The 26,672-nt window shown below is 71.2% G+C and carries 27 protein-coding genes and 1 tRNA gene; 12 read left to right on the top strand and 16 right to left on the bottom strand.

Annotated features, from left to right (window positions below; genetic code table 11):
* Positions 1-55 precede the first annotated feature (55 nt).
* Complete coding sequence (locus tag ACIOC0_RS14975; protein ID WP_402155521.1) at positions 56-1,492, top strand: MFS transporter; 1,437 nt, start codon at positions 56-58, stop codon at positions 1,490-1,492.
* Between the two features lie 75 nt (positions 1,493-1,567).
* A complete protein-coding gene (locus ACIOC0_RS14980; RefSeq protein WP_402155417.1) occupies positions 1,568-2,191 on the top strand; it encodes a hypothetical protein in 624 nt (207 codons plus the stop codon).
* Positions 2,192-2,246: 55 nt separating this feature from the next.
* On the opposite strand, the gene ACIOC0_RS14985 is transcribed toward ACIOC0_RS14980, so the two are convergent.
* Positions 2,247-2,319: transfer RNA gene (locus ACIOC0_RS14985), tRNA-Thr, on the bottom strand.
* A gap of 273 nt (positions 2,320-2,592) precedes the next feature.
* Between ACIOC0_RS14985 and ACIOC0_RS14990 the strand changes: the two genes are divergently transcribed.
* Both ACIOC0_RS14990 and ACIOC0_RS14995 read left to right on the top strand, forming a co-directional pair.
* Positions 2,593-3,684 (top strand): sn-glycerol-3-phosphate ABC transporter ATP-binding protein UgpC, encoded by a 1,092-nt coding sequence (locus tag ACIOC0_RS14990; protein WP_351091721.1) that lies wholly within the window; start codon positions 2,593-2,595, stop codon positions 3,682-3,684.
* Positions 3,685-3,902: 218 nt separating this feature from the next.
* Positions 3,903-4,361 carry a hypothetical protein gene (locus ACIOC0_RS14995; RefSeq protein WP_402155522.1) on the top strand — a complete coding sequence of 153 codons (459 nt, stop codon included), beginning with the start codon at positions 3,903-3,905 and terminating at the stop codon, positions 4,359-4,361.
* A gap of 90 nt (positions 4,362-4,451) precedes the next feature.
* Here ACIOC0_RS14995 and ACIOC0_RS15000 read toward each other — a convergent pair whose 3' ends face one another.
* Together ACIOC0_RS15000 and ACIOC0_RS15005 are read right to left on the bottom strand one after the other, a co-directional pair.
* Complete coding sequence (locus tag ACIOC0_RS15000; RefSeq protein ID WP_402155418.1) at positions 4,452-5,714, bottom strand: RNA polymerase sigma factor; 1,263 nt, start codon at positions 5,712-5,714, stop codon at positions 4,452-4,454.
* Positions 5,711-6,073 (bottom strand): YciI family protein, encoded by a 363-nt coding sequence (locus ACIOC0_RS15005; RefSeq protein WP_402155419.1) that lies wholly within the window; start codon positions 6,071-6,073, stop codon positions 5,711-5,713. Before ACIOC0_RS15005 ends, ACIOC0_RS15000 begins: the two co-directional genes overlap by 4 nt.
* A gap of 268 nt (positions 6,074-6,341) precedes the next feature.
* Here ACIOC0_RS15005 and ACIOC0_RS15010 point away from each other — a divergent pair, with 268 nt between their 5' ends.
* The gene (locus ACIOC0_RS15010; RefSeq protein WP_130441919.1) at positions 6,342-7,073 is read left to right on the top strand and encodes a nucleotidyltransferase family protein; all 732 of its coding nucleotides are present in this window, start codon (positions 6,342-6,344) and stop codon (positions 7,071-7,073) included.
* 94 nt (positions 7,074-7,167) lie between these two features.
* Here the strand turns inward: ACIOC0_RS15010 and ACIOC0_RS15015 are convergent, their stop codons facing one another.
* From ACIOC0_RS15015 to ACIOC0_RS15040, 6 genes are all read right to left on the bottom strand, one after another.
* Positions 7,168-8,895: a DoxX family protein gene (locus ACIOC0_RS15015; protein WP_402155420.1), complete on the bottom strand. Its 1,728-nt coding sequence runs from the start codon at positions 8,893-8,895 to the stop codon at positions 7,168-7,170.
* A 226-nt stretch (positions 8,896-9,121) separates the two neighbouring features.
* Positions 9,122-10,063, bottom strand: coding sequence for a 23S rRNA (guanosine(2251)-2'-O)-methyltransferase RlmB (gene rlmB / locus ACIOC0_RS15020; RefSeq protein WP_402155421.1), 942 nt, complete (start codon positions 10,061-10,063; stop codon positions 9,122-9,124).
* 89 nt (positions 10,064-10,152) lie between these two features.
* Positions 10,153-11,553, bottom strand: coding sequence for a cysteine--tRNA ligase (gene cysS / locus ACIOC0_RS15025; protein WP_402155422.1), 1,401 nt, complete (start codon positions 11,551-11,553; stop codon positions 10,153-10,155).
* A 131-nt stretch (positions 11,554-11,684) separates the two neighbouring features.
* Positions 11,685-12,179 (bottom strand): 2-C-methyl-D-erythritol 2,4-cyclodiphosphate synthase, encoded by a 495-nt coding sequence (gene ispF, locus ACIOC0_RS15030; protein ID WP_402155423.1) that lies wholly within the window; start codon positions 12,177-12,179, stop codon positions 11,685-11,687.
* Positions 12,169-12,921, bottom strand: coding sequence for a 2-C-methyl-D-erythritol 4-phosphate cytidylyltransferase (ispD, locus tag ACIOC0_RS15035; protein ID WP_402155424.1), 753 nt, complete (start codon positions 12,919-12,921; stop codon positions 12,169-12,171). The genes ispF and ispD overlap by 11 nt, the downstream gene beginning before the upstream one ends.
* Before the next feature lie 359 nt (positions 12,922-13,280).
* Complete coding sequence (locus ACIOC0_RS15040) at positions 13,281-13,763, bottom strand: CarD family transcriptional regulator (protein WP_003953493.1); 483 nt, start codon at positions 13,761-13,763, stop codon at positions 13,281-13,283.
* Positions 13,764-14,451: 688 nt separating this feature from the next.
* Here ACIOC0_RS15040 and ACIOC0_RS15045 point away from each other — a divergent pair.
* Positions 14,452-15,093, top strand: coding sequence for a DUF461 domain-containing protein (locus tag ACIOC0_RS15045; protein ID WP_402155425.1), 642 nt, complete (start codon positions 14,452-14,454; stop codon positions 15,091-15,093).
* A 101-nt stretch (positions 15,094-15,194) separates the two neighbouring features.
* Here ACIOC0_RS15045 and ACIOC0_RS15050 read toward each other — a convergent pair whose 3' ends face one another.
* Both ACIOC0_RS15050 and ACIOC0_RS15055 read right to left on the bottom strand, forming a co-directional pair.
* Positions 15,195-15,875 (bottom strand): response regulator transcription factor, encoded by a 681-nt coding sequence (locus ACIOC0_RS15050; protein ID WP_351091731.1) that lies wholly within the window; start codon positions 15,873-15,875, stop codon positions 15,195-15,197.
* Positions 15,872-17,290 carry a sensor histidine kinase gene (locus ACIOC0_RS15055; protein WP_402155426.1) on the bottom strand — a complete coding sequence of 473 codons (1,419 nt, stop codon included), beginning with the start codon at positions 17,288-17,290 and terminating at the stop codon, positions 15,872-15,874. Before ACIOC0_RS15055 ends, ACIOC0_RS15050 begins: the two co-directional genes overlap by 4 nt.
* 224 nt (positions 17,291-17,514) lie before the next feature.
* On the opposite strand from ACIOC0_RS15055, the gene phoU reads away from it, so the two are divergent.
* Entirely contained in the window at positions 17,515-18,216 is a 702-nt protein-coding gene (phoU, locus tag ACIOC0_RS15060; protein ID WP_402155427.1) for a phosphate signaling complex protein PhoU, read from the top strand.
* Positions 18,217-18,842: 626 nt separating this feature from the next.
* Here phoU and ACIOC0_RS15065 read toward each other — a convergent pair.
* Entirely contained in the window at positions 18,843-19,313 is a 471-nt protein-coding gene (locus ACIOC0_RS15065) for an ArsI/CadI family heavy metal resistance metalloenzyme (RefSeq protein ID WP_402155428.1), read from the bottom strand.
* A gap of 80 nt (positions 19,314-19,393) precedes the next feature.
* Between ACIOC0_RS15065 and ACIOC0_RS15070 the strand changes: the two genes are divergently transcribed.
* The 3 genes from ACIOC0_RS15070 to ACIOC0_RS15080 all read left to right on the top strand — a co-directional run bounded on the left by ACIOC0_RS15070 (position 19,394) and on the right by ACIOC0_RS15080 (position 20,876).
* Complete coding sequence (locus ACIOC0_RS15070) at positions 19,394-19,774, top strand: ArsR/SmtB family transcription factor (protein WP_402155429.1); 381 nt, start codon at positions 19,394-19,396, stop codon at positions 19,772-19,774.
* A gap of 124 nt (positions 19,775-19,898) precedes the next feature.
* Positions 19,899-20,324 carry an arsenate reductase ArsC gene (locus ACIOC0_RS15075; protein ID WP_402155430.1) on the top strand — a complete coding sequence of 142 codons (426 nt, stop codon included), beginning with the start codon at positions 19,899-19,901 and terminating at the stop codon, positions 20,322-20,324.
* 276 nt (positions 20,325-20,600) lie between these two features.
* On the top strand, positions 20,601-20,876 hold the full coding sequence (locus ACIOC0_RS15080) for a ribosomal protein L7/L12 (protein ID WP_402155431.1): 276 nt from the start codon (positions 20,601-20,603) through the stop codon (positions 20,874-20,876).
* A gap of 92 nt (positions 20,877-20,968) precedes the next feature.
* Here the strand turns inward: ACIOC0_RS15080 and ACIOC0_RS15085 are convergent, their stop codons facing one another.
* Positions 20,969-21,730, bottom strand: a complete 762-nt coding sequence (locus tag ACIOC0_RS15085) for a phosphoglyceromutase (protein ID WP_402155432.1) — start codon at positions 21,728-21,730, stop codon at positions 20,969-20,971.
* A gap of 189 nt (positions 21,731-21,919) precedes the next feature.
* On the opposite strand from ACIOC0_RS15085, the gene ACIOC0_RS15090 reads away from it, so the two are divergent.
* Entirely contained in the window at positions 21,920-23,281 is a 1,362-nt protein-coding gene (locus ACIOC0_RS15090; protein WP_402155433.1) for an MDR family MFS transporter, read from the top strand.
* Between the two features lie 114 nt (positions 23,282-23,395).
* Here the strand turns inward: ACIOC0_RS15090 and ACIOC0_RS15095 are convergent, their stop codons facing one another.
* Positions 23,396-23,863, bottom strand: a complete 468-nt coding sequence (locus ACIOC0_RS15095; protein ID WP_402155434.1) for a DUF2000 family protein — start codon at positions 23,861-23,863, stop codon at positions 23,396-23,398.
* A gap of 49 nt (positions 23,864-23,912) precedes the next feature.
* Here ACIOC0_RS15095 and ACIOC0_RS15100 point away from each other — a divergent pair, with 49 nt between their 5' ends.
* Positions 23,913-24,710, top strand: coding sequence for an AraC family ligand binding domain-containing protein (locus ACIOC0_RS15100; protein ID WP_402155435.1), 798 nt, complete (start codon positions 23,913-23,915; stop codon positions 24,708-24,710).
* A gap of 9 nt (positions 24,711-24,719) precedes the next feature.
* Here ACIOC0_RS15100 and ACIOC0_RS15105 read toward each other — a convergent pair whose 3' ends face one another.
* The gene (locus ACIOC0_RS15105; RefSeq protein WP_351091750.1) at positions 24,720-25,223 is read right to left on the bottom strand and encodes a YbjN domain-containing protein; all 504 of its coding nucleotides are present in this window, start codon (positions 25,221-25,223) and stop codon (positions 24,720-24,722) included.
* The gene (gene mshA / locus ACIOC0_RS15110) at positions 25,216-26,553 is read right to left on the bottom strand and encodes a D-inositol-3-phosphate glycosyltransferase (protein ID WP_402155436.1); all 1,338 of its coding nucleotides are present in this window, start codon (positions 26,551-26,553) and stop codon (positions 25,216-25,218) included. The genes ACIOC0_RS15105 and mshA overlap by 8 nt, the downstream gene beginning before the upstream one ends.
* Positions 26,554-26,672 lie beyond the last annotated feature (119 nt).

Below are 26,672 nucleotides of genomic sequence, written 5' to 3' on the forward strand. Positions count from 1 at the left end.
CGCCCCCGAGCCCGACCCCCAGCCCACCCCGGACCCCCGCCGCTGGTGGGCCCTGGTGGTCATCGCGCTCGCTCAGCTCATGGTCGTCCTCGACGCCACGATCGTGAACATCGCGCTCCCCTCCGCGCAACACGACCTCGGCATCACCGACGGCAACCGCCAATGGGTCATCACCGCCTACTCACTGGCCTTCGGCGGCCTCCTCCTCCTCGGCGGCCGCATCGCCGACCTCGTCGGCCGCAAACGCACCTTCGTCCTCGGCCTCGTCGGCTTCGCGCTCGCCTCGATCTTCGGCGGCGCCGCCACCGGCCCCGGCACGCTGTTCGCCGCCCGTGCCCTCCAAGGCGTCTTCGCCGCCGTCCTCGCCCCCTCCGCGCTCAGCCTCCTCACCACCACCTTCACCGACCCCGAAGAACGCGCCAAAGCATTCGGCACCTACGGCACACTCTCCGCCAGCGGCGCAGCCATCGGCTTCATCGTCGGCGGACTCCTCACCCAGTACCTGAACTGGCGCTGGTGCCTCTACGTCAACGTCCCCCTCGCCATCGCCGCCGTCTGCATCGCCCTCACCGTCCTGCGCGACCGCCCCGGCCACACCGCCGCCCGCCTCGACGTACCCGGTGTCCTGCTCGGCTGCGGCGGCCTCATCTCCATCGTCTACGCCGTCAGCGAGGCCCAGCCACGCGGCTGGACCGACCCCCTCGTGCCCACCCTCCTCGCCACCGGGATCACACTCCTGACGGTGTTCGTCTGGTGGCAGACCCGCGCACCGGTACCCCTGCTGCCCCTGCACATCGTCCGGGACCGCAACCGCGCCGGCTGCTTCCTCACCATGGCCCTCGCCGTCGTAGGCATGTTCGGCATGTTCCTCTTCATGACCTACTACCTCCAAGTGGTCCTGGAGTACTCCCCCCTGCAAACAGGACTCGCGTTCCTCCCCCTCACCGCCTCCATCGTCACCGGCTCCACCCAGATCTCCGCCCGGCTCATCAACCGCGTCCCACCCCGCATGCTCATGGCACCCGGCATGACCCTCGCGGCCGGCGGCATGCTCGTCCTCACCCGCATGACCGTGGACAGCGCCTACGCCACCCAGATCCTCCCCGCACTGGTGCTCATGGGCCTCGGCATGGGCCTCACCTTCATGCCCGTCTTCTCCACAGCCACCGCCGGCGTCGACCCCCAGGACGCCGGAGTCACATCGGCCACCGTCAACACCTCACAACAAGTAGGCGGCTCGATCGGCACCACACTGCTCAACACCATCGCCACCACCAGCGCCACGGCATACGCCGGCGCCCACCTCACCGACCACACCGACCGAGCACGCATCGCCGCGGAAGCCACCGTGCACGGCTACACCGTCGCCATCTGGTGCGCCGCCGCCATCATGCTCACCGCCGCCCTCGTGGCAGGCCTGATGGTCACCGGCAGACCCACCCGCCACCCCGTCCCGGCCGAACAACCGGCCCTCCCCGAATCGATCACCTGAGACCACCCCCGCCCCGGCCGGAACCGCGGGAAAACCGCGCGATACGGCACCCCGGACCGCCGTACCGTCCCAGGAATGATCGACGTTCCCGACGCACTGGCGACATCACAGGCCAAAGACAACGGCAAGGCGGGACGAGCCTTCATCGCCGCACTGCCCACACTCGCCGCGCACTTCCTCGAACGCTGGGACCTACGCCTCGACGGCGCCCCGATGCACGGCCGATGCGCCCTGGTCCTGCCCGTCACCTCCACCACCGACGGCACCCAGGCCGCCCTCAAACTCCAACCGGTCGACGACGAGAACGCAGGCGAACCCGTCGCCCTGCGGACCTGGGCCGGCCGACCGCTTCGTGGGGGTCGGGGACGTGGGCCAGCATGCGGGCGGGGTCGAGGCGTTCGAGGAGCAGGGCGCCGGTGGGTTCGTCGTGCCGCAGGAGTCGTACGGCTCGTCGACCCCGGCTTCGACCTCTGGCCCGCCCTCGCCGACCGCTTCGACCCGGCCGACGTCCGCTGGCGCTTCGACGCGATGACCGACGTGCTGTCCCTGGACCGCGCCCGTGCCCGCGCCTGGACCCTGGCCCGCATCCTCCAGAACGCCCTCTGGGACATCGACAACGGCGACCGCCCCTCCGCACAGGACCTGGAGATCGCCCACCGCCTCAGCGAGGACCACGCAGGCCCGGGAAGGCGGCCATGACCACGCCGCACACATGAAGAAGCCCAGGCCAAACACTGCTTGACCTGGGCTGCTGAGCCGCCTGTCGGAATCGAACCGACGACCTGCGCATTACAAGTACGCTGCTCTGCCAACTGAGCTAAGGCGGCATTACGCGCTACAAGGCCGCACGCGAAGGCGGGACCACTTTACACAGGCGCTGCTTCACCCAGCCACGGAGTTGCTGTCCCAAAGAACGCCTCGGCGGTTCGGAGCCGGCCGCCGCCGAAAATTTCCGCAAAGTTCACAGGCCCGCAGGTGCTGACAGGGCGACGGCGGCCGGGTACCGTCCTGAGCCAGTTCACTCCGGTGGACTACACCAACCACCTTCCTACAACGGATCGTCCGGCACGTTCCTGCCGGTAGAAGGGGGCCTTCGAGCCATGGCCACTGTCACTTTCGACAAGGCGACCCGGATCTACCCGGGTTCCACCAAGCCCGCCGTCGACGCACTCGACATCGCGATCGAGGACGGCGAGTTCCTCGTCCTGGTCGGCCCGTCGGGCTGCGGCAAGTCCACCTCGCTCCGGATGCTCGCGGGGCTCGAGGACGTCAACGGCGGCGCCATCCGCATCGGTGACCGCGACGTCACACACCTGCCGCCGAAGGACCGGGACATCGCCATGGTGTTCCAGAACTACGCGCTCTACCCGCACATGACCGTCGCCGACAACATGGGCTTCGCGCTCAAGATCGCCGGCGTCAACAAGGCGGAGATCCGGCAGAAGGTCGAGGAGGCCGCGAAGATCCTCGACCTCACCGAGTACCTGGACCGCAAGCCGAAGGCCCTCTCCGGCGGTCAGCGCCAGCGTGTCGCGATGGGCCGCGCCATCGTGCGTGAGCCGCAGGTCTTCCTCATGGACGAGCCGCTGTCCAACCTGGACGCCAAGCTCCGTGTCTCCACGCGTACGCAGATCGCCTCGCTGCAGCGCCGTCTCGGCATCACCACCGTCTACGTCACCCACGACCAGGTCGAGGCCATGACGATGGGCGACCGTGTGGCGGTCCTCAAGGACGGTCTGCTCCAGCAGGTCGACACCCCGCGCAACATGTACGACCGTCCCGCGAACCTCTTCGTGGCCGGCTTCATCGGCTCGCCGGCGATGAACCTCGTCGAGGTGCCGATCGCCGACGGCGGCGTGAAGTTCGGCAACTCGGTGGTGCCGGTCCAGCGTGACGCGATCTCGGCGACCACCGACAAGACGGTCACCGTCGGCGTCCGCCCCGAGCACTTCGACGTCGCCGGCGCGGACTCCGACCAGGGCCTCGCGGTCACCGTGAACGTGGTGGAGGAGCTGGGCGCCGACGCGTACGTCTACGGCACGGCCAAGCTCGGCGGCGACGACTCGAAGGACCTCGTCGTCCGTGTCAGCGGCCGTGACGTCCCGGAGAAGGGCAGCACGCTGCACGTCGTCCCGCGCGCGGGCGAGACCCACGTGTTCTCCACCTCGACGGGCGAGCGTCTCTCCGACTGACGTCGGACCGCCCCACATCTTCAAGAGAAGGGCCCCGCGGTTGCCGCGGGGCCCTTCTCGTCACCGCCGTCCACCCGGCGAACCCCGACACACCGGGCGTTTCGAACGGCACTCGTCAACCCCCTACCCAAAAAGAAGCACACCTTCATCCCCCGACCGAGTGACTTAATGTCGCCGTGTCATTACGGCGCGCTACCCTCACACGCGTGAAGCACTCCGTGAAGCACTCCAGCACCCCTCAGACGCGACGCGGCCGGGGCCCCGCCCGGCGGATCGGTCGCTCCCTCGCCCTCGTCCTGCCCGTCGTCATGGTGCTCTCCGGCACCCTGGCGGTCACCCGGGTCAACTGGTCGGGGGACCCCTCGGATTCGGTGCTCACCGCCTCCGACGCCTCCGCCACCGGGCACCGCACCTCCCACAGCGCCGCGAAGGCCCCGCAGGACATCCTGCGCGACCGGCTGCTGACCGAGCTCCACGACGAGAACCCGGGCGTCGCGCTGACCCACCTCCAGGAGGCGGTGAACGGCAAGCCGTCCCTGGCCAGGCACTGCGCCTCCATCGCCCGAGCCCTCGGCCGTGCGGCGGTCCGTCTCCACGGCCCCGCCCGGGCGCAGTCCTACGCCCGTCCCGTCTGTGACACGTCCTTCGCCTCGGGCGTCATGGCGGCCCACAGCTGAGGCACGACAGCGGGCACACCCCTCCGGGTGAGCCCGAACGCCGCCGGCCGCACCGACCCCTGGCTCGCACCTCTCCGTCGCCTCGGCGCGTCACAGGCGGGACTCCAGGCGGTGGGCTCGGGCGCTGAGGTGGCGGCGTTCGGGGGCACTGATGGTGCGGCGGGCGGCTTCGCGGTAGGAGGCCGCCGCGGCCCCGTGTTCGCCGAGGAGTTCGAGGAGGTGGGCACGGGTGGCGAGCAGCCGGTGGTGGCGGGCCATGCGGTTGTCGGCCTCCAGTGCCCTGACCAGGTCGAGCCCCGCGGCCGGGTCGTGAACCATGGCGACGGCGACCGCGCGGTTGAGGGAGACCATCGGATTCGGCCCGAACTGCTCCAGGAGGTCGTACAAGGCGAGGATCTGGGGCCAGTCGGTGGCGTCGGTGTCCTCGGCCTCGTCGTGCACGGCCGCGATGGCCGCCTGCAGTTGGTAGGGGCCGACCCGGCCGCGGGGCAGGGTTCGGCTGATCAGATCGACTCCCTCTGCGATGGCACGGCGGTCCCACAGCGCTCGGTTCTGTTCCGTCAGCGGCACCACCTCGCCGGAGGGGCCGGTGCGGGCGGGCCGGCGCGCGTCGGTGAGCAGCATCAGCGCGAGGAGGCCCGCGGTCTCGGTGTCGTCGGGCACCAGGCGGCGCAGCATCCGGGTGAGCCGGATCGCTTCGGTGGACAGTTCCGGCGCGGTCAGGCCGGTGCCCTCGGTTCCGCCGGTGGTGGTGTACCCCTCGTTGAAGACCAGGTAGAGCACGTGTCGCACCTCGGCCAGCCGCGCGGTGAGATCGGCGTCTTCAGGCACGGCCAGGGGGATGCCGGACGCCTTGACGGTCTGCTTGGCCCGGCTGACTCGCTGCGCCATGGTCGCCTCGGGTACCAGGAAGGCCGCGGCGATCTGTGCGGTGGTCAGACCGCCGACCGCGCGCAGGGTCAGTGCGATGCGGCTGGCGGGCGACAGTGCGGGGTGGCAGCACAGGAACAGCAGGGCCAGCGAGTCGTCCCGGTCCGTGTCGGGCACGGTGTCGGCGGGGTGGCCGAGCAGTTCGGCCTGCGGAGTGGCCAGGGCGAGGCTGTCCTCGCGGCGTCGGCGGGCGCTGTCGCTGCGGATCCGGTCGACCAGCTTGCGGGAGGCGACGGTGACCAGCCAACCCCGTGGGTTGTCCGGGACGCCGGCCTCGGGCCACTGCAGGGCGGCCGCCAACAGGGCTTCCTGGACCGCGTCCTCGCACGCGTCGAAGCCGCCGTAGCGGCGTACGAGCGTGCCGAGGACCTGCGGCGCCAGCTCGCGCAGCAGGTCCTCGGCGGTGCGGCGCTCGCCGGTCACACGTCCGCCGCGGACTCGTGCAGCACCGGCCACAGCTCGACCGGCTCCACGTCGGCGAACGGCATGTCCGCCGCGATCGCCTGCGCCCGTTCCAGGCTGTCGCAGTCCAGCATGTAGAAGCTGGCGATGTACTCCTTGGTCTCCAGGTACGGGCCGTCGGTGACCGCCGGAGCACCGTCCTCGCGGCGCACGAGCTGCGCGTTGGCCGCGTCCGCCAGGCCGTAGGCGCCGAGGAGTTCACCGCTCTCGCGGTACTTCTTGTTGAACGCCTCCTGCTTGGCGATCGCCGCAGGCCACTCCTCGGCCGGGAAGGAATCCCACTTGGCCTGGTTGCCGTAGATCATCGCGACGTACTTCATCTCGGGTGTCCCTTCCCGTTCGCACGCCCCGTCGGCGCGCTGTCACCCCTCGGTCGGAGCGGGAAACGGCTCCTCGACATCCGACGACGACTTTCTTCGGAATCTTTTTTCGCACCGCGTCGAGCAGGCCCGACACCGAGGCGAAGCAGGTGATCAAGCTACAACCCGGCTCGGTACCGGCGTTGACCCGGCGCTCCTGGGGGCCCGTGCCCGCCTGCCTCCGGGGCAGTTCCTCGGGCCGTCGAGGGCGCCGCGTACAGTGCCGGTCATGACCCATCCGCATGCCGCGTCCCGCCCCACGCAAGCCGTCGTCCTGGCCGGTGGCCAGGGGTCGCGGCTGCGCCCCTACACCGACGACCGGCCCAAGCCGATGGTCGAGATCCCCGGGACGGGTAAGCCGATCATCGGTCACCAGCTGGGCTGGCTCGCCGAGGAGGGCGTCACCGACGTCGTCGTCTCCTGCGGTCATCTCGCCGACGTGCTGGAGAAGTGGCTGGAGACGGCAGACCTGCCGGTGCGTGTCACGACGGTCGTGGAGTCCGAGCCTCTCGGCCGCGGCGGCGGTCTCAAGTACGCGGCTGCCCGCCTCCCGCACCCGGATCGTCCCTGGTACGCCACCAACGGCGACATCTGGACCCGGTTCTCGCTGCGCGACATGGCGGACTTCCACACCGAGCGCGACGCCCTCGCCACCCTCGCGCTGGCCCGTCCGCGCATCCCGTGGGGTGCGGTGAAAACGGACGGCTTCGGTCACATCACGGACTTCATCGAGGCGCCGCCGACGACGTACGAGATCAACGCGGGCGTCTACGTCTTCTCCCCCGAGTTCGCCGGCCTGCTGCCCGAGCGTGGGGATCACGAGCGTACGACGTTCCCGCATCTGGCCCGGGAGCGGCGTCTCGCCGGGTTCCCGATCCCGCAGGGCGCCTACTGGCGGGCGATCGACACGGCGAAGGATCTGACGGAGGCGGCGAAGGAGCTGGCGGCGCTGGGGCGCTGACGGTCCGTCCGTCCTGTTCGACATGACGGTGTCCCCGGTGCTGGAGAGCACCGGGGACACCGTCGTTTCCCCATGGATCCTGGGGAGCTGTGTGTCAGCCGAGGAGCCCGCCCACCAGGCCCGGACGGCCCGTGTCGGACGACGATCCGCCGGTGCTGTCGGAGCCGCCGCTCGTGGAGCCTCCGGTGCTGGAGGAGCCGCCGGAGGTGGGGCCGGAGCTGGTGCTGGGGGCCTGCTGGTCCGGCGTGGAGCGCTGGGGCGGGGCCTGGCCGCCGCCGGTGCCCTGGGTCTGGCTGGGCACGCCGGTGGTGGCGCTCTCGGTGTCGTCCTGGACGGCGTCGGGAGAGCTGTCGGCGCCGGCGGTGGGGGCCGCCGAGGTGGTCTCCCGGGTGGGCTCGGCGGACGGGGAGGCCTTCTTCTTGCTGGGGCGCTGGCCGCCGGACTCCTGCGGGAGCGGGGAGCCGGGCAGTTCGTTGCGAGGGGCCTCACCGGGGCCGGGGACGACGACGCGGTCGGCGTCGCGGACGGCGCCGCCGAGCAGGGAGCCGACGAGCAGGGTGATGCCCACGGTGATCGCGGTGACGAGTGCACCGCGGCGCAGGACGTAGCGGCGCAGGTCCCACAGGTCGGCGCGGGGGCCGAGTCGGCGCCAGGCGCCGGCGGCCAGCCGGCCGTCGACGGAATAGACGGGGGCGCCGGCGATGACCAGGGGCGACCAGGCGGCGAGGTAGATGATGTCGGGCGTCTCGTAGACCGGGGCGGTCTTCCAGCTGACGGTGACGAGGAGTGCGGCGGAGAGCGCCGCGCCGACGAACGCGGCGACGCGCTGCCAGCAGCCGAGGACCGTGAGGACGCCGACGATCACCTGGAGGAAGGCGATGACGAGCCCCGAGCCGACGGGGTGGTGCAGGGCGAACTGCCGCAGCGGCTCGGCGACTTCCCAGGGGTGCAGGGTGTTGAGCCACTTGACCATGGAGCCGCGTTCACCGCCGTCGAAGTAGACGGGGTCGCACAGTTTGCCCATGCCGGTGTAGACGGAGATGAAGCCGAGGAGGACGCGCAGGGGGAGCAGGACCACGCCGAGGTTGAGGCGGCGGTCGGGGTAGAAGGCGTGCCGGGCGGGTTCGTCGCCGTGGCGCCGGGAGCGCGGGGCGGTCTGCGCGGCGACGGCTTCGCCGAACTCCTCGAAGGGGGCGTCGTCGTAGGGCGCGTCGTAACCGGACAGGTCCTGGCCGTGGCCCGGTGGGGCGTATGCGGGCTCGTCGTAGGCACTGCCGACGGTGCGCATGGGGGGCAGGATGCGGTTCTCGCCGGCGCCGGGGGTGCGCTGGGCGCCGACGGTGGGGGTTTCGAGGGTCTGGGCGGTGAGGCCGCCGTCGTAGCCGTCGTAGGTCTCGCCGGGCCCGACGCGGGGGATGACGCGGGTGGCTCCGACGATGTCGGAGGGCGGTTCGCCGTGGCCCACGCTGCCGGCCCGCACGGCCTGGAGGAGGCGGTGGGCGCCGGTGTCGTCCGGGGCCGACCGGCCGCTCCAGACGACGGCCCGGCGGCGCGTTCCGGGCGCGCCGGCCAGGCCCGCTCTGCCCGCGGTCCCGACGACGGGGATGCGGGCGGTGTCCTGGGTGGCGCTCAAGTGCCGGGCGACGCGCGGGGATTGGGTGCGCCGGGCCGACGCGCCCAACTGCACGCGGAAGCTCGCGTGACTGACGATGACCTGCGCCGGATCGCTCGGCACCTTCACCATGCTCAGCGCGGGAGCGTCGTCGAATCCCGACGAGCGGTCCCCCGTGGGTGTGCGGGGTGTTCTGGTGTCCACACTCATCTAACCGAGTGACGTGACGTTAGGACACTGCCTTGACCGACCGGATCTGTCCGGACGCCGTCAAGGCTGCCCACAGCCGCCCGCGCCCCCTGCGGAGCCGCGCACACGGTGTCCGGGGAGCTGCGCCGGCGCACCGCCTTGTACACGCGTGCCTGCCCCCGCCGGCGCGGCGGCAGGCACACACCCGGCTGTCCCCGTCGGCGCGCCGCCGTCTCCCGCGTGCCGGCTATCCCCGTCGGCGCGCGGCCTCGTACAGCACGACTCCCGCCGCCACACCGGCATTGAGGGATTCCGCGCCGCCCGGCATGGGGATGCGCACCCGGAAGTCGCAGGTCTCGCCGACCAGTCGGGACAGGCCCTTGCCCTCGCTGCCGACGACGATGACGACGGGGCCCTGGAGGGCTTCCAGTTCGCCGATCTCCGCTTCTCCGTCGGCTGCGAGGCCGACGACCGCGATGCCGGCCTTCTTGTAGGCCTCCAGTGCGCGCGTGAGGTTGGTGGCGCGGGCCACCGGGGTGCGGGCGGCGGTGCCGGCGGAGGTCTTCCAGGCGCCGGCGGTCATGCCGGCGGCGCGCCGCTCGGGGACGACGACGCCGTGGCCGCCGAAGGCGGAGACGGAGCGGACGACGGCGCCGAGGTTGCGCGGGTCGGTCACACCGTCGAGGGCGACGATCAGCGGGTCCTCGCCCGCGTCGAAGGCGGCGGCGGCGAGGTCCTCGGGGTGGGCGTACTCGTAGGGCGGGACCTGGAGGACGAGGCCCTGGTGGTTGAGGCCGTTCGTCATGCGGTCGAGCTCGGGGCGCGGGGCCTCCATGAGGTTGATGCCGCCGCGCTCGGCCGCGAGCTGCAGCGCCTCGCGCACGCGCTCGTCGTTGTCGATGAACTGCTGGACGTAGAGCGTCGAGGCGGGGACGCCCTCGCGCAGTGCCTCGACGACCGGGTTGCGGCCGACGACCAGTTCGGAGGCCGACTTGCCGCCGCGGCCGCGGGGTGCGGGACGGCGTGTGGCCTGCTTGGCCTTGACGGTGGCGATGCGGTTCTTCTTGTGGCCCTTGCGCATCTCGGCGGGCGGGGTCGGCCCCTTGCCCTCAAGGCCTCGGCGCCGCTGGCCGCCGCTGCCGACCTGCGCGCCCTTCTTGCCGGACATGCGACGGTTGTTGGCTGCCATGACCTACCTGTTTTCCGTGAACTGTGGTGCGTGCGTACATGCAGTGTGCCGCCCGGGGGGCCGGGCGGCACAATCGATCAAGGGTGCTGTCAACGGGGGCCCAGAGACCAGCGTGGTCCCTGCGGGCCGTCCTCGATGACGAGGCCGGACTGGTTGAGCTGGTCGCGGATGGCGTCCGCGGTCGCCCAGTCCTTGCGCCCCCGGGCGGCTTCGCGCTGGTCCAGGACGAGGCGTACGAGGCTGTCGACGACACCGTGGAGGTCCTCGCCCCGGTCGGTCTCGCCCGCCCAGTGTGCGTCGAGGGGGTCGAGTCCGAGGACGCCGAGCATGGCGCGGACCTCGGCGAGGCGGGCCACGGCGGCTTCCTTGTCGTCGGCGGCGAGGGCGGAGTTGCCCTGCCGGACCGTCGTGTGCACGACGGCGAGCGCCTGGGGGACGCCGAAGTCGTCGTCCATCGCCTCGGCGAAGGCCGGCGGGACCTCGGGGGCGGGCTCGACGACTCCCCCCGCCTTCTCGACGACGCGCTGGACGAAGCCCTCGATCCGTGCGAACGCCGACTCGGCCTCGCGCAGGGCTTCCTCGCTGTACTCGATCATCGAGCGGTAGTGCGGTGTGCCGAGGTAGTAGCGCAGGACGATGGGCCGCCACTGCTTGACCATCTCGGAGACGAGGACGCTGTTGCCCAGCGACTTCGACATCTTCTCGCCGCTCATGGTGACCCAGGCGTTGTGCACCCAGTACCGGGCGAAGTCGTCGCCGTAGGCCTTGGCCTGGGCGATCTCGTTCTCGTGGTGGGGGAAGATCAGGTCGAGGCCGCCGCCGTGGATGTCGAAGGCGGTGCCCAGGTACTTGTGGGCCATCGCCGAGCACTCCAGGTGCCAGCCGGGGCGGCCTCGGCCCCAGGGCGTCTCCCAGCTGGGCTCGCCGGGCTTGGTCGCCTTCCACATGGCGAAGTCGCGGGGGTCCCGCTTGCCCGTCTCGCCCTCGCCGGAGGGCTGGAGCAGGTTGTCCAGTTCCTGGTTGGACAGCCGCAGGTACTCCGGGAAGGACCGCACGTCGAAGTAGACGTTGCCGTCGGCCTCGTAGGCGTGTCCGCGCTCGATGAGGCCGCGCATCATCTCGATCATCTCGGGGATGTGCCCGGTGGCCCGCGGTTCGTACGTCGGCGGCAGGCAGCCGAGTGCCTGGTAGCCGTCGTTGAACGCGCGCTCGTTTTCGTACCCGATGGACCACCAGGGGCGGCCCTGGTCGTGGGACTTGGCGATGATCTTGTCGTCGATGTCGGTGACGTTGCGGATGAACGTGACGTTGTAGCCGCGGTGGGCGAACCAGCGGCGCATGATGTCGAAGTTCAGGCCCGAGCGGATGTGCCCGATGTGCGGAGCCGCCTGCACGGTGGCGCCACACAGGTAGATCGAGACGCAACCCGGCTGGAGCGGGGAGAAGTCACGGATCTGCCGGGCGCTGGTGTCGTACAGGCGAATAGTCACCCCTCCAGGGTAGTGGGCGTGGGACCATGCCCCGCTCTCTTCCGCTCGAGGGCCACAGATTCGTGACACGACACGGCATATGACGGCCCGCGGGCGCTCCCGGCGCGGCTGCCGGGAGCGCCTCGGGCCCGTCAGCCCGTGCGGGCGACCAGTGCCGTCGCCACCGCCATGAGGCCCTCGTCCCGGCCGGGGAAGCCGAGGCCGTCGGTGGTGGCGCCCGAGACGGAGACGGGGGCGCCGGCCGCGTCGGACAGGATCTTCTGGGCCTCGTCGCGCCGCTTGCCGATCTTCGGGCGCGGGCCGACCACCTGGACGGCGATGTTGCCGATGGTGAAGCCGGCGGCGCGGACGATCCGGGCGGCCTCCGTCAGCAGGGTCACCCCGGAGGCGCCGGACCACTCGGGGCGGCCGGTGCCGAAGTGCTGTCCGAGGTCGCCGAGTCCGGCGGCGGAGAAGAGCGCGTTGCACGCGGCGTGCGCGACGACGTCGGCGTCGGAGTGGCCGGCCAGCCCGGGTCCCTCGCCCTCCCATTTCAGGCCCGCGCACCACAGCTCGCGGCCGTCCTCGAAGGCGTGGATGTCGGTGCCGATGCCGACCTGGGGCAGAAGCGGGGCGTCAGAAGACATCGTTGAGCCTCCTGCGGGCCAGGACCGCCTCGGCGAGGACGAGGTCGAGCGGGCGCGTCACCTTGAAGGCCTCCTCGTGGCCGGGGACGGCGACGACGGTCAGGCCGAGCCGTTCGACCATGCCGGCGTCGTCGGTGACCTCGTCGGTCACGCTCTCGTGGGCCTGGATGAGGGTGGCGCGGTCGAAGCCCTGCGGGGTCTGCACGGCGCGCAGCCGGGCCCGCTCCGGGGTGGCGACGACCGGCTCAGGTTCGCCGGGGGCGGAGGCGGGGTCGACCTCTTTGACGGTGTCGGCGAGAGGCAGCGCGGGGACGACGGCGCGGGCGCCGTCGCGGACCGCCTCGATCACGGCGTCGACGGTGTCGACGGGGACCAGCGGCCGGGCGGCGTCGTGCACGAGGACGATGTCGTGGCCGGGCGGCAGCGCGTCGAGGCCGAGCCTGACCGACTCCTGCCGGCTCTCGCCGCCGGGGACGACGACGAAGTCGGTGCGCTCGGGCAGGGAGTGCGCGTCGAGCAGTGACCTGACCTCGGCGGCGCCCTCGGGCGGGGCGACCACGACCACGAGGGTGACCGCGCGGGAGGCGGCGAGGGCGCGCACCGCGTGGATCAGCATGGGGGTCCCGCCCAGCGCGCGGAGCGCCTTGGGGGCGCCCGGGCCGAGGCGTACGCCTCGGCCGGCGGCCGGAATGACCGCGGCCGCGCGGGCCGGGGCGGGCGAGGGACGCGAATCGTCAGACATCGGTTCCTGTCAGGTTTGTGTGCTCGGCCTTGGTGGGTACGGAGACAGCGTGCCGGGCGCGACGCCTTGACCGGACCCTTCCGTGACGCCGGTCGAGCCTGCTGCCCGGGCCCGGCACCCCGGAAATCGGGGGATCTTCCCCCGAAGCACCATGCGGTCGACCGCAGGACGCGATCGGCTGCAGGCGACATGCGAAGAGCACTCGGGTGGCGTGGCATCGGCGACGGTGTGCGGCACTGCGGGAGAGACGTGCGTACGGCGTCCGGGCACGGACATGCCGCAGCGCCCGGCGACTTGAGCTACGTCATCGGGCACCGCGGCATTTCAGTGTGCTGAGCCGAGGCCTGTGTGCGTCGGCGTCAGGACGCGAGGACCTCGTCGAGGAGCGCCTCCGCCTTGTCCTCGTTGGTGTTCTCCGCGAGGGCGAGCTCGCTCACCAGGATCTGGCGGGCCTTGGCGAGCATGCGCTTCTCGCCGGCGGAGAGTCCACGCTCACGCTCACGACGCCACAGGTCACGCACGACTTCCGCGACCTTGATGACATCGCCGGAGGCGAGCTTCTCGAGATTTGCCTTGTAACGACGCGACCAGTTCGTGGGCTCCTCGGCGTACGGCGCGCGCAGCACCTCGAAGACCCGGTCCAGTCCGTCCTGACCGACCACATCACGCACGCCGACGAACTCCGCATTGTCCGCTGGCACACGCACTGTCAGGTCGCCCTGGGCGACCTTCAGCACCAAGTAGGTCTTGTCCACGCCTTTGATCTGACGAGTTTCGATAGCCTCGATCAGCGCGGCCCCGTGATGGGGATAGACCACGGTGTCGCCAACCTTGAACGTCATGTGACAGGTACCCCTTCCGTGGCTATCCAGGGTAACACGGAATCCGCGGGTTCTGAATGGCGTTTTCGCAGGTCAGGGCATATCTCGGGGGTTGACAACCACGACAGGGACGTGCTGCGCGCGGGGCACGGAAGCAGGTATTCGCAGGTCGGAGCGGCTGTCCGACGGGGGTGAAACGCGTACGTTACACGCATCCACAACCCCTCCCGAGTGCCCGAACAACCCCATATGTCCGGTTGTCGGTGTGCGACTTCCGCTACTCCGTTCGGTGTCCCGAGTCGCATCCGAGCCGTTTCCCGAATTGATCACGCCGGGGGATCACACCGCCGACCGAGCGCCCGGTGATCAATTTCCGGGGCGGCCCCGCTTTCCTTCACGGAAAATCCCCGGTCCCGCCGAGTGGCGGTTATGTGAATGATGAAGTGACTGAAGTGACTGGTGGGTCACTTGTGACTGCAGTGGCGTGGGTGACTGAAGTGATGTGAGTGGCCGCCGCGCCCACAGGGCACCCGAGTGCCGGGAGGTGCCGACCCCCGCAGGAGCGGCCCTCACCGGTGCAGAACGTCGTAGAGGCGGGTCGGGTGCGGCGGCGTGGGAGCGGCTCGGTAACCTTGTGGCCCGCTGACAGACCCTTAGGGTGGCTTTATCCAGGAGAGCTGCCCGCGCGTTCCAAGGAGATGCCGCCGCCGTGAGCAGCAGCCTTCGACGCGGCGCCCTCGCCGCCTCCGCCCTTGCTTTCTCGATCGCCACGCTCGCCGCGTGCGGTGCCGGCAACGACAGCCAGACGCTGGAGATCAAGCCGGACAACGCCGCCACCAGCGTCGGCGACATCAAGCTGCAGAACGTCGTCGTCATCACTCAGCCCGACCCGGAGTCCACCGGTCCGGCCGCGGTCTCCGCGACGGTGTTCAACGGCGGCGACAAGCCGCAGACGCTGGACTCGATCAGCGTGGAGGGGGTGAGCAAGCCCGTCGAGATCAAGCCCGCCAAGGGTGAGAGCAAGGTGACGATCCCGGCCGGCGGTTCGGTCGTCATCGGCGGCAAGGGCAACCCCTCCGCGATCGTGAGCGGCAGCGAAGAGGCGGTCCAGAGCGGCAACGTCCAGAAGGTGACGTTCACCTTCAGCCAGACCGGCGAGGTCAGCCTGATGGCCTTCGTCGTCCCCGCCGAGAGCTACTTCAGCGAGTGGGGCCCGAGCGACATCCCGTCCGCGCCGGGGGCCTCGGCCTCCGCGTCGGCGTCGGCCTCCGCGTCGGCGGGCCAGCCGGGTACGGCGGGCGCGGGCACCGCCTCCGCGAGCGCCTCGGAGTCGGCGGCCGCCGGCCACTGAGCCCCGTCCCGCCTCGTACGCATGACCGAAGGGCGGCGCCCCGCGTGGGGTGCCGCCCTTCGTCATGCCTTCGGTGACCGCCCTCGGCCGACCGTGACGGCCTACGGCTCGAACTTGTAGCCGAGCCCCCGTACCGTCACCAGGTACCGGGGCGCGCCCGGGTCGGGCTCGATCTTCGCGCGCAGGCGCTTGACGTGGACGTCGAGGGTCTTGGTGTCGCCCACGTAGTCGGCGCCCCAGACGCGGTCGATGAGCTGCATACGGGTGAGGACGCGGCCGGCGTTGCGCAGCAGCATCTCCAGCAGGTCGAACTCCTTCAGCGGAAGGTCGACCTTCGAGCCGGCGACGGTCACGACGTGCCGGTCGACGTCCATCCTGACCGGCCCCGCCTCCAGGGCCGCGGGGGTCGTCTCCTCCGGCTCGCCCCGCCGGCGCAGGACGGCCCTGATCCGGGCGACCAGCTCGCGCGAGGAGAACGGCTTGGTGACGTAGTCGTCGGCGCCTATCTCCAGGCCGACGACCTTGTCGATCTCGCTGTCCTTGGCGGTCACCATGATCACGGGAACGTTGGAGCGGCCGCGCAGCTGCCGGCACACCTCCGTGCCGGGCAGCCCCGGCAGCATCAGGTCGAGGAGGACGAGGTCGGCGCCGTTGCGCTCGAACTCGTCGAGTCCGTCGGGCCCGGTGGTCGCAACGGCGACCTCGAAACCCTCCTTGCGGAGCATGTACGACAGGGCGTCGGAAAAGGACTCCTCGTCCTCGACGACGAGCACTCGGGTCACGGAAGGACCTCCGGGGCGGAAAGCGTCTGGTACGCGGTTGAGTCGGGGGATGCGGGAGTTGCGGGGTGTTCCGGGGTCCCCGGGGAGGGGCCGGGGCCCGGGGGAGTAGAGGGGCGGCGAGCGCCGCCGGCGGGCGCATCGGGGTCGTAGGGGCCGGGGTCCTGGTCGTAGACGCCGTCGGCGTAGAGGACGGCATCGTCGCCGTACGCGCCGTCGTCCCCGTAGGGGTGGTCGTCGCCGCCGCTGTAGGGGTCGGCGCGGCGGCGGGCGGCCCCTTCCGGGAGCCGGAGTGTGAAGGTGGAGCCCTGTCCCTCGGCGCTCCACACGGTGACCTCTCCGCCGTGCGAGGCCGCCACGTGCTTGACGATGGCCAGTCCGAGGCCTGTGCCGCCGGTGGCGCGGGAGCGGGCGGGGTCGACGCGGTAGAAGCGCTCGAAGATGCGTTCCTTGTCCTTGTCGGAGATGCCGATGCCCTGGTCGGTGACGGCGATCTCGATCAGGTCGCCACCGGGGGCGGTCACCCGGCGGGCGGCTATGCCGACGCGGGTGCGGGCGGGCGAGTAGTTGACGGCGTTCTCGACGAGGTTGCCGAGGGCGGCGGCCAGTTGGCCTCGGTTGCCGTGGACGCTCAGGCCGGAGGCGCCGGCGGCGGCCATGGTGATCTGCTTGGCGCCGGCCTGGTGGCGGCAGCGGTCGACGGCCTCGGTGACGAGTTCGTCGACCGCGACGGGCTCGGCGTCCTCCAGTGGGTCGTCGTTCTGCACGCGGGAGAGGTCGATGAGCTCCTGGACCAGGTTGGTGAGCCGGGTGGCCTCGATCTGCATCCGGCCGGCGAAGCGTTCCACGGCCTCCGGGTCGTCGGAGGCGTCCATGACGGCTTCCGAGAGCAGGGAGAGCGCACCGACGGGCGTCTTCAGCTCATGGCTGACGTTGGCGACGAAGTCGCGTCGTACGGCTTCGATCCGCCGGGCTTCGGTGAGGTCCTCGACGAGGAGCAGGACGAGGCGGGAGCCGAGGGGCGCCACGCGGGCGGAGACGGCGAGGGCCTCGCCCCGGCCGGTGCCCCGTCTGGGCAGATCCAGTTCGACCTGGCGTATCTCCCCGTCGCGTCTGGTGTCGCGGGCCATCTGGAGCATCGGCTCGACGGCGAGTTTGCCGCCGCGGACGAGGCCGAGGGCGTACGCCGCCGAGCTGGCCTTGACGACGGCGTCGGCCTCGTCGAGGACGACGGCCGAGGAACGGAGGACGGACAGGACGGTGTCCACACCCGGGGGGAGGACGGCATCGGTGTGCAAAGAGGTCCTGGTGGGTCGTTTCTGGTCGCGTTCGCTCCAACGGAACGCCAGCATGGCGATGACGCCGGTGAGCACCCCGGCGATCGCAGCCGCTGCGGCGACCGCCGCGTTCACGTCCATGCGTCCAGGTTAGGCATGGCGTCCGGCCTGGCCACAGCCATCGGTGTGGGACCTCGGACACTCGTCGCCCAGAGTTCACCTTGGAGCCAGTGGTGGTTCATTTGAGGTGACGGAAACCGACGCGTACGGGGCGGACCGTGGCACCGTGGGGTTCACAGCGCCGGTTCCACGGCCGGTCCCGGCCCCCGGAGCCCCTGAAGAACGACGTACGAGAGGGAACCCTGATGCGGGACGCGTACCACGAGGAACTGGACTCGATCGGCGACAGTCTGGTGGAGATGGCCCGGCTGGTGGGGTCGGCAGTCGGACGCGCCACGACCGCCATCCTCGACGCCGATCTCAAGCTGGCCGAGAGCGTGATCGAGGCCGACCAGAAGGTCGACGAGCTTCAGCACGACCTGGAGGCGCGGGCCATCGCGCTGCTGGCGCGGCAGCAGCCGGTCGCGACGGACCTGCGCATAGTGGTGACGTCGCTGCGCATGTCGGCGGACCTGGAGCGCTCGGGCGACCTCGCCCAGCATGTGGCGAAGCTGGCGCGGCTGCGTTTCCCGGAGCGGGCGGTGCCGCGTGACCTGCACGCCACGATCCTGGAGATGGGCCAGCTGGCGCAGCGTCTGATGGCCAAGGCGGCCGAGGTGATCATCACGAAGGACGTCGATCTCGCGCTCCAGCTGGAGACGGACGACGACGAGATGGACCTGCTGCACCGGACGCTGTTCCAGCACCTGATCGACGATCGCTGGAAGCACGGCATCGAGACGGCGGTGGACGTCACCCTGCTGGGCCGCTACTACGAACGCTTCGCCGACCACGCGGTGGCGGTCGCGAAGCGGGTGGTGTTCCTGGTGACCGGCGAACACGCGGACGAACTCCAGCAGGACCTGCCGACGGAGATCCATCCGGTGCCGGGGACGGAGGGGGCGTGACCGGCCGCGGGGCCGTGGGTCCGGGGAGGCGACCGCCCGCGACGGCGCGCCGGCGCGAAAAAGCGAGCCCCGGGCGCGGCGGAGCCTCCGTGCGCCGTTGATGCGCCCGTCCGCAGGGGCGTGCAATGGGCAACAAGGCGCTCCAGCCTTCAGGCCTCCAGGAGGAACCCATGGCCGAAGCTCCCAGCACCTCCACCCCGGCGGCCCCCACCCAGGAACGCCCCACCGAACAGCCCGTGCAGATCAGGAGCCTGCCCCTGATCGCGGCGTGCGGCTGTGGCTCGGGCTGCGGGTGCGGGTGCCAGTCGGGAAGCCCGTGCCAGTGCGGCTGACAGCACACCGTCACTGAAGGGGCCCGGCATCCCGCCCGGGCCCCTTCCGCTCCGTACACGGGCCATCAGCGCTCGACGCACCTCCGCAGGGCCCCACGGCCTCAGCCGTCCGCAGCCGAACGGCCGAACTCTCACTCGGACGTCCCCGAGAGGTCGTCGAGACGTCACCCGGTGCCTACGAGTGGCGGCGCGCCGGGGAGTGATGTCCAGTCAGCGCGAGACGGCACCTGAGTCCCTTTTCGTGACCGTGAGCTGACGTCCCGTCGTCGGACGCGCCGGCGCGCGACGGACTGGTCAGCCGCAGGAACACCCGACAGCGGCCGGGGCCTCGTCGGTGACCTGGCCGGTGCAGCAGCCGTCGCCGGTGCCGTGGGGGCCGGCGCTCTTGCCGGGGGTGTCGGCGTCGGCCTTGACGACGTAGACCTCCCACGGCTCCTTGCCGGGGCCGTGGACCCACACCTTGTCCTGGAGCGCGTAGCAGCAGGAGGTGTCGTTCTCCTCGAAGGTGGCCAGGCCGGCCTCTTTGAGCCGGGTGGTGGTGGCGGTGACCTGGCCGGTCGACTCGACCTCGACGCCGAGGTGGTCCAGGCGGGTCTCCTCGCCGGGCTCGCCCTCGATCAGTACGAGCTTGAGCGGGGGTTCGGCGATGGCGAAGTTGGCGTAGCCCTCGCGGCGCTTGGCCGGTTCGGCACCGAAGAGCTTCGAGTAGAAGGTGATCGAGGCTTCGAGGTCGCTGACGCGCAGGGCGAGCTGGGCACGGGACATGACGTGACTCCGATCTGCTTGCATTGACCTCTGTCAATACAGAGCTTGCGCCTTGGATCGAGAAACGTCAACATAGAAGAATGTCGAAGCAAGAACTCGTGGTGATCGGGCAGGATGACGGGTCCGCCGCTTGCTGCCCGGGGCTGGTGACCGCTCCCCTGGACGACGTCCAGGCGGCCGGCCTGGCGAAGATCTTCAAGGCGCTGGGCGACCCGGTCCGGCTGCGGCTGCTGTCGATGATCGCCTCGCCGTCGGGCGGCGAGGTCTGCGTGTGTGACCTGACCCCGGCCTTCGACCTCTCGCAGCCGACGATCTCGCATCACCTCAAGCTGCTCCGGCAGGCGGGGCTGATCGACTGCGAGCGTCGCGGGACATGGGTGTACTACTGGGCCCTTCCCGGGACCCTGGACCGGTTGTCCGCCTTCCTGGCGACCACGCGGACGGATGAGGCGACCGCATGAGCGCATCGCTCGGCCGCCGGGCCCTGGCTGAGCCGGTGGGGTCGGTCGCCCCGGCCGCCAGTCCGCAACCGACGGCGAACCCGGACTCGCCGCCCCCTGACCCGCTCCGCTCAGAAAGACACCCGTGACGCCCACTCCCGACGCGCTCCCCTCCGTTCTCTTCGTCTGCGTCCACAACGCCGGCCGCTCCCAGATGGCCGCCGCCTTCCTCACCCGACTGGCGGGCGACCGCGTTCAGGTGCGCTCCGCCGGGTCCGCCCCCGCCGACACCGTGAACCCGGCCGTGGTGGAGGCCTTGGCGGAGGTGGGCATCGACATCTCGGCCGAAGCCTCCAAGGTGCTCACCGTGGAGGCGGTCCAGGCGTCCGACGTCGTCATCACGATGGGCTGCGGCGACACCTGCCCGGTCTTCCCCGGCAAGCGCTACCTCGACTGGGAGCTCCCCGACCCGGCCGGACAGGGAGTCGAAGCGGTCCGCCCGATCCGCGACGAGATCGAGAAGCGCATCCGCGTCCTGATCGACGAACTCGCCCCGACGGCCCAGCCATGAGTGCAACTCGGAAAGATCACGGGTCCCGGCCTGACTGCAGGGCCCGGTCACAGGAGCCGCATCCCGGAAGGCGCACGACCCCATCGCCTCAGCGCACCGCAGAGGCGGCGCGGGCTCCCGGAGCCGGGCCTGACGCTGCGCGTGCAGGCGCACCTGATGCCGCCCGGCCAGGAGCGGATCCGCAAAGCCGTAGCCACGGTCTTCGGCACCACCGAAACGGTGCAACATGACGTCTGAGGGCTCGTACGCTCCGAGATGGAAGGGGCGGGGAGAGCAATGGCGGGCGAGTCCTTCTTGCTGGTTTGCGACGACGTGCCTCATGACGTGGTGCTCGCTGACCTCGGTGTCCGTGTGATGGACGTCGTCCAGGTCGTGCGTCGACTGACGGGACTCAGCCTGTGGCGCAGCAAGGTTCTGGCGACTCAGGTTCCCGCCGTCGTTCTCGCCGGCGTGCCCGAGGAAGAAGCGGTGGCAGCCGTGTCGGCCCTCCGTGATGCGGGAGCCCAGGCGGAGACGAGAGAACAGCCTGAGCCGGACTTCCTGCAGCACTGAGCACGGCGGGATCAACCGGCTGACGGCCCAGCCCCACCAAAAAGCCCCCGGCCTGCCAAGAAAGCGCAGGTCGGGGGCTTACCGGTGTCGCGTTACTTCTTCTTGCCCTGGTTCTTGACCGCCTCGATGGCTGCTGCTGCCGCCTCGGGGTCGAGGTACTTGCCGCCCGGGGTCAGCGGCTTGAAGTCGGCGTCGAGTTCGTAGTAAAGGGGGATGCCCGTCGGGATGTTCAGGCCGGCGATGTCGGCGTCGGAGATGCCGTCGAGGTGCTTGACCAGGGCGCGCAGGGAGTTGCCGTGGGCGGCGACCAGGACCGTGCGGCCGGTGAGGAGGTCGGGGACGATGCCGTCGTACCAGTAGGGGAGCATCCGGATGACGACGTCCTTGAGGCACTCCGTGCGGGGGCGCAGCTCCGGCGGGATGGTCGCGTAGCGCGGGTCGTCGGACTGGGAGAACTCCGAGCCGTCCTCGAGCGGCGGCGGCGGGACGTCGTAGGAGCGGCGCCACAGCATGAACTGCTCCTCGCCGAACTCGGCGAGCGTCTGGGCCTTGTCCTTGCCCTGGAGGGCGCCGTAGTGGCGCTCGTTCAGGCGCCAGGAGCGGTGGACGGGGATCCAGTGGCGGTCGGCGGCCTCCAGGGCGAGCTGCGCGGTGCGGATCGCGCGCTTCTGGAGCGAGGTGTGGACCACGTCGGGGAGCAGGTCGGCGTCCTTCAGCAGCTCACCGCCGCGGACCGCCTCCTTCTCGCCCTTCTCGTTGAGGTTGACGTCCACCCAGCCGGTGAACAGGTTCTTCGCGTTCCACTCGCTCTCGCCGTGACGGAGCAGGATCAGCTTGTACGGTGCGTCGGCCATGCGTATGAGCGTAATCCAAGCCTTTGGGCGGGGGTGCGCCCCGCCCGCAGAGCGGACGGTTGACGGGATCTGTTAATCGAGTGGCCATCGACATCCCCGTGCTCGTAAGTTGTCGATGCCGTCTTCGCCTCTTACATGCGCCTCCGGCGCGTGTCTCTTACCGTGCCTCTTACCGTTCGGGGGATCCCTGTGTCCGTCGCCTCTTTGAGACGTGCCGCCCGCGAGAGCGTCTCCGGGCTGCCCCGGGAGTTCTGGTGGTTGTGGACCAGCACCCTCGTCAACCGGCTCGGGGCGTTCGTCGCCACCTTCATGGCCCTGTATCTGACGCTCGAACGTGGCTATTCCGCCGTCTACGCCGGTGTCGTCGCCTCCCTCTACGGACTCGGCGGCGTCCTCTCCTCCCTCGCCGGCGGTGTGATGGCGGACCGGCTCGGGCGGCGGCCCACGCTGCTCGTCGCCCAGGTGGCCACCGGTCTGTCGGTGACGCTGCTCGGCTTCATGGAGCATCCCGTCGCCATCGCGGCCGTCGCCTTCCTCGTCGGCGCAGCCTCCAACGCCTCCCGGCCCGCCGTGCAGGCGATGATGGCCGACATCGTGCGGCCCGAGGACCGCGTCCGGGCGTTCTCGCTCAACTACTGGGCCATCAACCTCGGTTTCGCCGTCTCCTCCATGGGCGCCGGGTTCGTCGCCGAGTTCAGCTACCTCGCCGGCTTCCTCATCGAGGGCGGGATGACCCTGCTCTGCGCGGTCGTCGTCTTCCTCAAGCTCCCCGAGTCCCGGCCGGTGCGGGAGGACGCGTCCGTCGAGGAGAGCGCCGTCGGTCTGGGCTCCGTGCTGCGCGACGGGCGGTTCATGGGGCTCGTCGGGCTGTCCTTCGCCGTCGCCTTCATCTTCCAGCAGGGCGCGATCGGCCTGCCGGTGGCGATGGGCGAGGCCGGATTCACGCCGGCCGACTACGGCATGGCCATCGCCGTCAACGGCCTCCTCATCGTCGTCCTGCAGATCCCGGTCACCCGGCTCATCCAGCACCGTGACCCCGGGCGGCTGCTCATCGTGTCGTCCGTGCTCGCCGGGGCCGGTTTCGGGCTCACCGCCTTCGCCGGGTCGGTCGGCGTCTTCGCGCTCACCGTCTGCGTGTGGACGCTCGCCGAGATCGTCAACGCGCCGACCCAGACCGGTCTCGTCGTGCGGCTCTCCCCCGTCCACGGGCGGGGGCGCTACCAGGGCATGTACACGATGTCGTGGGCGGTGGCCTCGCTGATCGCCCCGGTGTTCTCCGGTCTCGTCATCGACCGGTTCGGGGCGGAGTGGCTGTGGGGGCTGTGCGCCGTCGTCGGAGCGGTGGCGGGCGTCGGGTTCGCCGCGCTGACCCGGAGGCTGCCGGCGGAGGAGACGCGAGCGGCGGACGGGGCCGACGGGGCTGAGACGGCGGAGCCCGCTGACGAGGTCGAGGCGGTGCCTCCGGCGGAGCCGGCCGACGGGGTCGAGGACGCGCCTCGGGCGGCGAGCGGAGTCGCGTGCGGCAAGCCCGAGGTCAGCCCGGCCGTCTGACCCGCTACCGGCCGCCCGGCCCTCACCCGGCCGTCTGGTCCCCTTCCCGAACCCGCCGGGCGGCGGGGGCGTTCACCGCCGCCCCCGCCGCCCGGCCGTCACCTCCCGCATCCGTCAGGGATGCATCCGCGCCCCCTTCACCACCTTGTCCACCGCGTTCCGCGGCCCGTAGACCGCGAGGCCCACCAGGTCCAGGTCGTCGGTCCGCACCGCCCGCACCGCCGCGCGGTTGTCGCGGTCGTTGCCGGTGGCGAAGAGGTCCGAGGTGAACACGGCACGCGGGAGGGCCCGGGACAGCACCCGCGCGTGGGCCGTCGTCAGCGCTTCCTTCGTCGCCTCGAAGACCATCACCGGCTGACGGAGCATCGGCAGGTAGCCGACGCCGTCCGCGTCCTCGTACGGCTCCCCCATCACCTCGGGGACCCGGGTGCCCAGGCCGCTGACCAGGAACGCGGTGACGTTCAGGCGCTGCCAGGTCTCCAGGTCGCCGCGCAGCAGGACGGCGATCTTCGTGTCGAAGCGGACGGGGGCGTCACCGGCGTCGACGTCCGCATGCGGGTTGCGGTTCGGGTGCGTGCTCATGTGGCGAGACTGCCGCCCCCGCCACGGCGGGGTCTTGTACGTTCTTTGCATGGTCGCCGACGTCTCCGCCTGGCGCCCGCGTGTCCCGGGCGTCGTCGAGGTCTTCCACGCCCACTTCACCGACCACGCGTACCCGATGCACGTGCACGACGTGTGGACGCTGCTCATCGTGGACGCCGGGGCCGTGCGGTACGACCTGGAGCGGCACGAGCACGGCACCCCGCACGACACGGTGACGCTGCTGCCGCCGCACGTGCCGCACAACGGCTCCGCCGCCACCCCGGGCGGCTTCCGCAAGCGGGTGCTGTATCTCGACGCGAGCGTGCTCGGCGCGGATCTGATCGGCGCCGCCGTCGACGGTCCCGACCTGCGGGACCCCGTGCTGCGGCAGCGCGTCGGGCAGTTGCACACGGCGCTCACCGGGCCCGGCGGCGAACTGGAGGCGGACAGCCGGCTGACGCTGATCGGCGAGCGGCTGCGCTCGCATCTGCGGCCCCAAGGCCCCGTGGAATCCGTCCGCCGCGACCCGGTCCTGGCCCGTCGGCTCCGCGAACTCCTCGACGAGCGCGTCCTGGAGGGTGTCGCCCTGAACGAGGCGTCCCGGCTGCTGGGCGCTCACCCGGCGCACCTCGTGCGGGCGTTCAGCACGGCGTACGGCATCGCGCCGCACCAGTATCTGATGTCCCGCCGCCTCGGACGGGCCCGCGGTCTGCTGCTCGGCGGTCTGCCGCCCGGGGAGGTGGCGGCGGCCAGCGGTTTCTTCGACCAGTCCCATCTCACCCGCCACTTCAGGAAGTGGGTCGGGGTCACTCCGGGACGGTATGCGCGGGGGCCCGTCGTCCGCTGACCGGCGTGCTCACTGCGCCTCCCGCCGCGTCAGATGGGCGAAGGCGTCCAGGTTGCGGGTGGACTCGCCGCGGGAGACGCGCCAGGCGTACTCGCGGCGGATCGCGGTGGCGAAGCCCAGCTCCAGAAGGGTGTTGAAGGCCCCGTCGGCGGCCTCCAGGACCTGGCCGAGGAGACGGTCGGTCGCGTCGGCGGTGACGGCGGCGAGGGGGAGACGGGCGGTGACGTAGACGTCGCCGAGCTGGTCGACGGCGTAACTCACGCCGTACAGCTTCAGGTTGCGCTCCAGGAGCCAGCGGTGGACGCCTGCCTCGTTCTCGTCGGGGTGGCGGATGACGAAGGCGTTCAGGGAGAGGGAGTGGCGGCCGACGATGAGCGAGAGCGTCGTCTTCAGCTTGTGAGTGCCGGGGAGCTGGACGACGTAGTTGCCCGGCTCGGGACTCTCCCATTCCAGTTCGGCGTCCTTCAGGACGTCCTCGATGACCTGCGCGGCGGTCTTCTCGGCATCACCCATGCTGGGAGCGTACGCGACGGCGGTGCGCCTGCGTCGCGGCCGCGTAGACGTCGGCGGTGGCGGCCGCCGCCGTGTCCCAGCCGAAGGACTGGGCGTGCCGGGCGGCTGCCGCGCCCATGCGGGCGGGGAGTTCGGGGCGGTCGGCGAACTCGGCGAGCACGCGCGCGTAGGCCGCCGGGTCGTGGCCCTCGACGAGGAAGCCCGTCTCGCCGTCGCGCACGGCCACCGGGAGTCCGCCGACGGACGCGGCGAGCACCGGTGTGCCGGCGGCCTGCGCCTCTATGGCGACCAGGCCGAAGGACTCGCTGTAGGAGGGGACGACGAGGACGGAGGCGGCCCGGAACCAGTCCGCGAGCTGCTCCTGCCCGACGGGCGGGCGGAACCGTACGACGTCGGAGACGCCGAGGCGCGCGGCCAGCTTCTGCAGCCCTTCCGGCTTGGCGAGGCCGCTGCCGCTGGGGCCGCCGACGACGGGGACGACGAGCCTGGAGCGCAGGTCGGGCCGCTCGTCGAGGAGGACGGCCACGGCGCGCAGCAGGACGTCGGGGGCCTTGAGCGGCTGGATGCGGCCGGCGAAGAGCGGGATCAGGGCGTCCTGCGGCAGGCCCAGGCGGGCGCGGGCGGCGGCGCGGCCGTCGGCGGGGCTGAAGCGGTCGAGGTTGACGCCGGGGTGGACGACGGCGACCTTGCCGGGGTCGGCGAGGTAGTGGCGGACGAGTTCGTCCGCCTCCTCCGCGGTGTTGGCGATGAGGCGGTCGGCGGCTTCGACGATCTGGGTCTCGCCGATGACGCGGGCGGCGGGCTCGGGGGTGTCGCCGTCGGCGAGGTTGGCGTTCTTGACCTTGGCCATGGTGTGCATGGCGTGCACGAGGGGAGCGCCCCAGCGCTGGGCGGAGAGCCAGCCGACGTGGCCGGAGAGCCAGTAGTGCGAGTGGACGAGGTCGTAGTAGCCGGGGCGGTGGCCGGCCCAGGCCTGCATCACGCCGTGCGTGAAGGCGCACAGCTGGGCGGGGAGGTCTTCCTTGGCGAGGCCCTCGTAGGGACCGGCGTCGACATGGCGGACGAGGACGCCGGGTGCCAGGTCGACGGTGGGCGGCAGACCGCCGGTGGTGGCGCGGGTGAAGATCTCGACCTCTATGTTGAGCGCGGCGAGGCGCTGGGCGAGCTCCACGATGTAGACGTTCATGCCGCCGGCGTCCCCGGTGCCGGGCTGGTGGAGCGGTGACGTGTGCACGGAGAGCATGGCGACACGGCGGGGGCGGCGGTGCAGTCTGCGGCGTGGGGTTGCCGTCGTAGAGCGACGCCCGAGCCTGCTGCCGTACTGGCTCACTGGCGGTCCTCCTTGCTGCGGGCATGCCGGCCGGAGGATGTGGGGCGCCCTCCGGGGGGAGGAACACCGGAAGGGCACGCTCCCATTCCTGGAAGGGACTCCCTGGGGGCGGTTTTTGC

This window comes from Streptomyces sp. NPDC088254 (assembly GCF_044740925.1).
In the GTDB taxonomy this organism is placed as follows: Bacteria; Actinomycetota; Actinomycetes; order Streptomycetales; family Streptomycetaceae; genus Streptomyces.

Bases quoted from the DNA above. Each gene is read 5' to 3' on its own strand.
- ACIOC0_RS14980 (WP_402155417.1), top strand. From the start codon at position 1,568: ATGATCGACGTTCCCGACGCACTGGCGACATCACAGGCCAAAGACAAC.
- ACIOC0_RS14990 (WP_351091721.1), top strand. From the start codon at position 2,593: ATGGCCACTGTCACTTTCGACAAGGCGACCCGGATCTACCCGGGTTCC.
- ACIOC0_RS15005 (WP_402155419.1), bottom strand. From the start codon at position 6,073: ATGAAGTACGTCGCGATGATCTACGGCAACCAGGCCAAGTGGGATTCC.
- ACIOC0_RS15010 (WP_130441919.1), top strand. From the start codon at position 6,342: ATGACCCATCCGCATGCCGCGTCCCGCCCCACGCAAGCCGTCGTCCTG.
- ACIOC0_RS15015 (WP_402155420.1), bottom strand. From the start codon at position 8,895: ATGAGTGTGGACACCAGAACACCCCGCACACCCACGGGGGACCGCTCG.
- rlmB (WP_402155421.1), bottom strand. From the start codon at position 10,063: ATGGCAGCCAACAACCGTCGCATGTCCGGCAAGAAGGGCGCGCAGGTC.
- ispF (WP_402155423.1), bottom strand. From the start codon at position 12,179: ATGTCTTCTGACGCCCCGCTTCTGCCCCAGGTCGGCATCGGCACCGAC.
- ispD (WP_402155424.1), bottom strand. From the start codon at position 12,921: ATGTCTGACGATTCGCGTCCCTCGCCCGCCCCGGCCCGCGCGGCCGCG.
- ACIOC0_RS15040 (WP_003953493.1), bottom strand. From the start codon at position 13,763: ATGACGTTCAAGGTTGGCGACACCGTGGTCTATCCCCATCACGGGGCC.
- ACIOC0_RS15055 (WP_402155426.1), bottom strand. From the start codon at position 17,290: ATGGACGTGAACGCGGCGGTCGCCGCAGCGGCTGCGATCGCCGGGGTG.
- phoU (WP_402155427.1), top strand. From the start codon at position 17,515: ATGCGGGACGCGTACCACGAGGAACTGGACTCGATCGGCGACAGTCTG.
- ACIOC0_RS15065 (WP_402155428.1), bottom strand. From the start codon at position 19,313: ATGTCCCGTGCCCAGCTCGCCCTGCGCGTCAGCGACCTCGAAGCCTCG.
- ACIOC0_RS15070 (WP_402155429.1), top strand. From the start codon at position 19,394: ATGTCGAAGCAAGAACTCGTGGTGATCGGGCAGGATGACGGGTCCGCC.
- ACIOC0_RS15080 (WP_402155431.1), top strand. From the start codon at position 20,601: ATGGCGGGCGAGTCCTTCTTGCTGGTTTGCGACGACGTGCCTCATGAC.
- ACIOC0_RS15085 (WP_402155432.1), bottom strand. From the start codon at position 21,730: ATGGCCGACGCACCGTACAAGCTGATCCTGCTCCGTCACGGCGAGAGC.
- ACIOC0_RS15095 (WP_402155434.1), bottom strand. From the start codon at position 23,863: ATGAGCACGCACCCGAACCGCAACCCGCATGCGGACGTCGACGCCGGT.
- ACIOC0_RS15100 (WP_402155435.1), top strand. From the start codon at position 23,913: ATGGTCGCCGACGTCTCCGCCTGGCGCCCGCGTGTCCCGGGCGTCGTC.
- ACIOC0_RS15105 (WP_351091750.1), bottom strand. From the start codon at position 25,223: ATGGGTGATGCCGAGAAGACCGCCGCGCAGGTCATCGAGGACGTCCTG.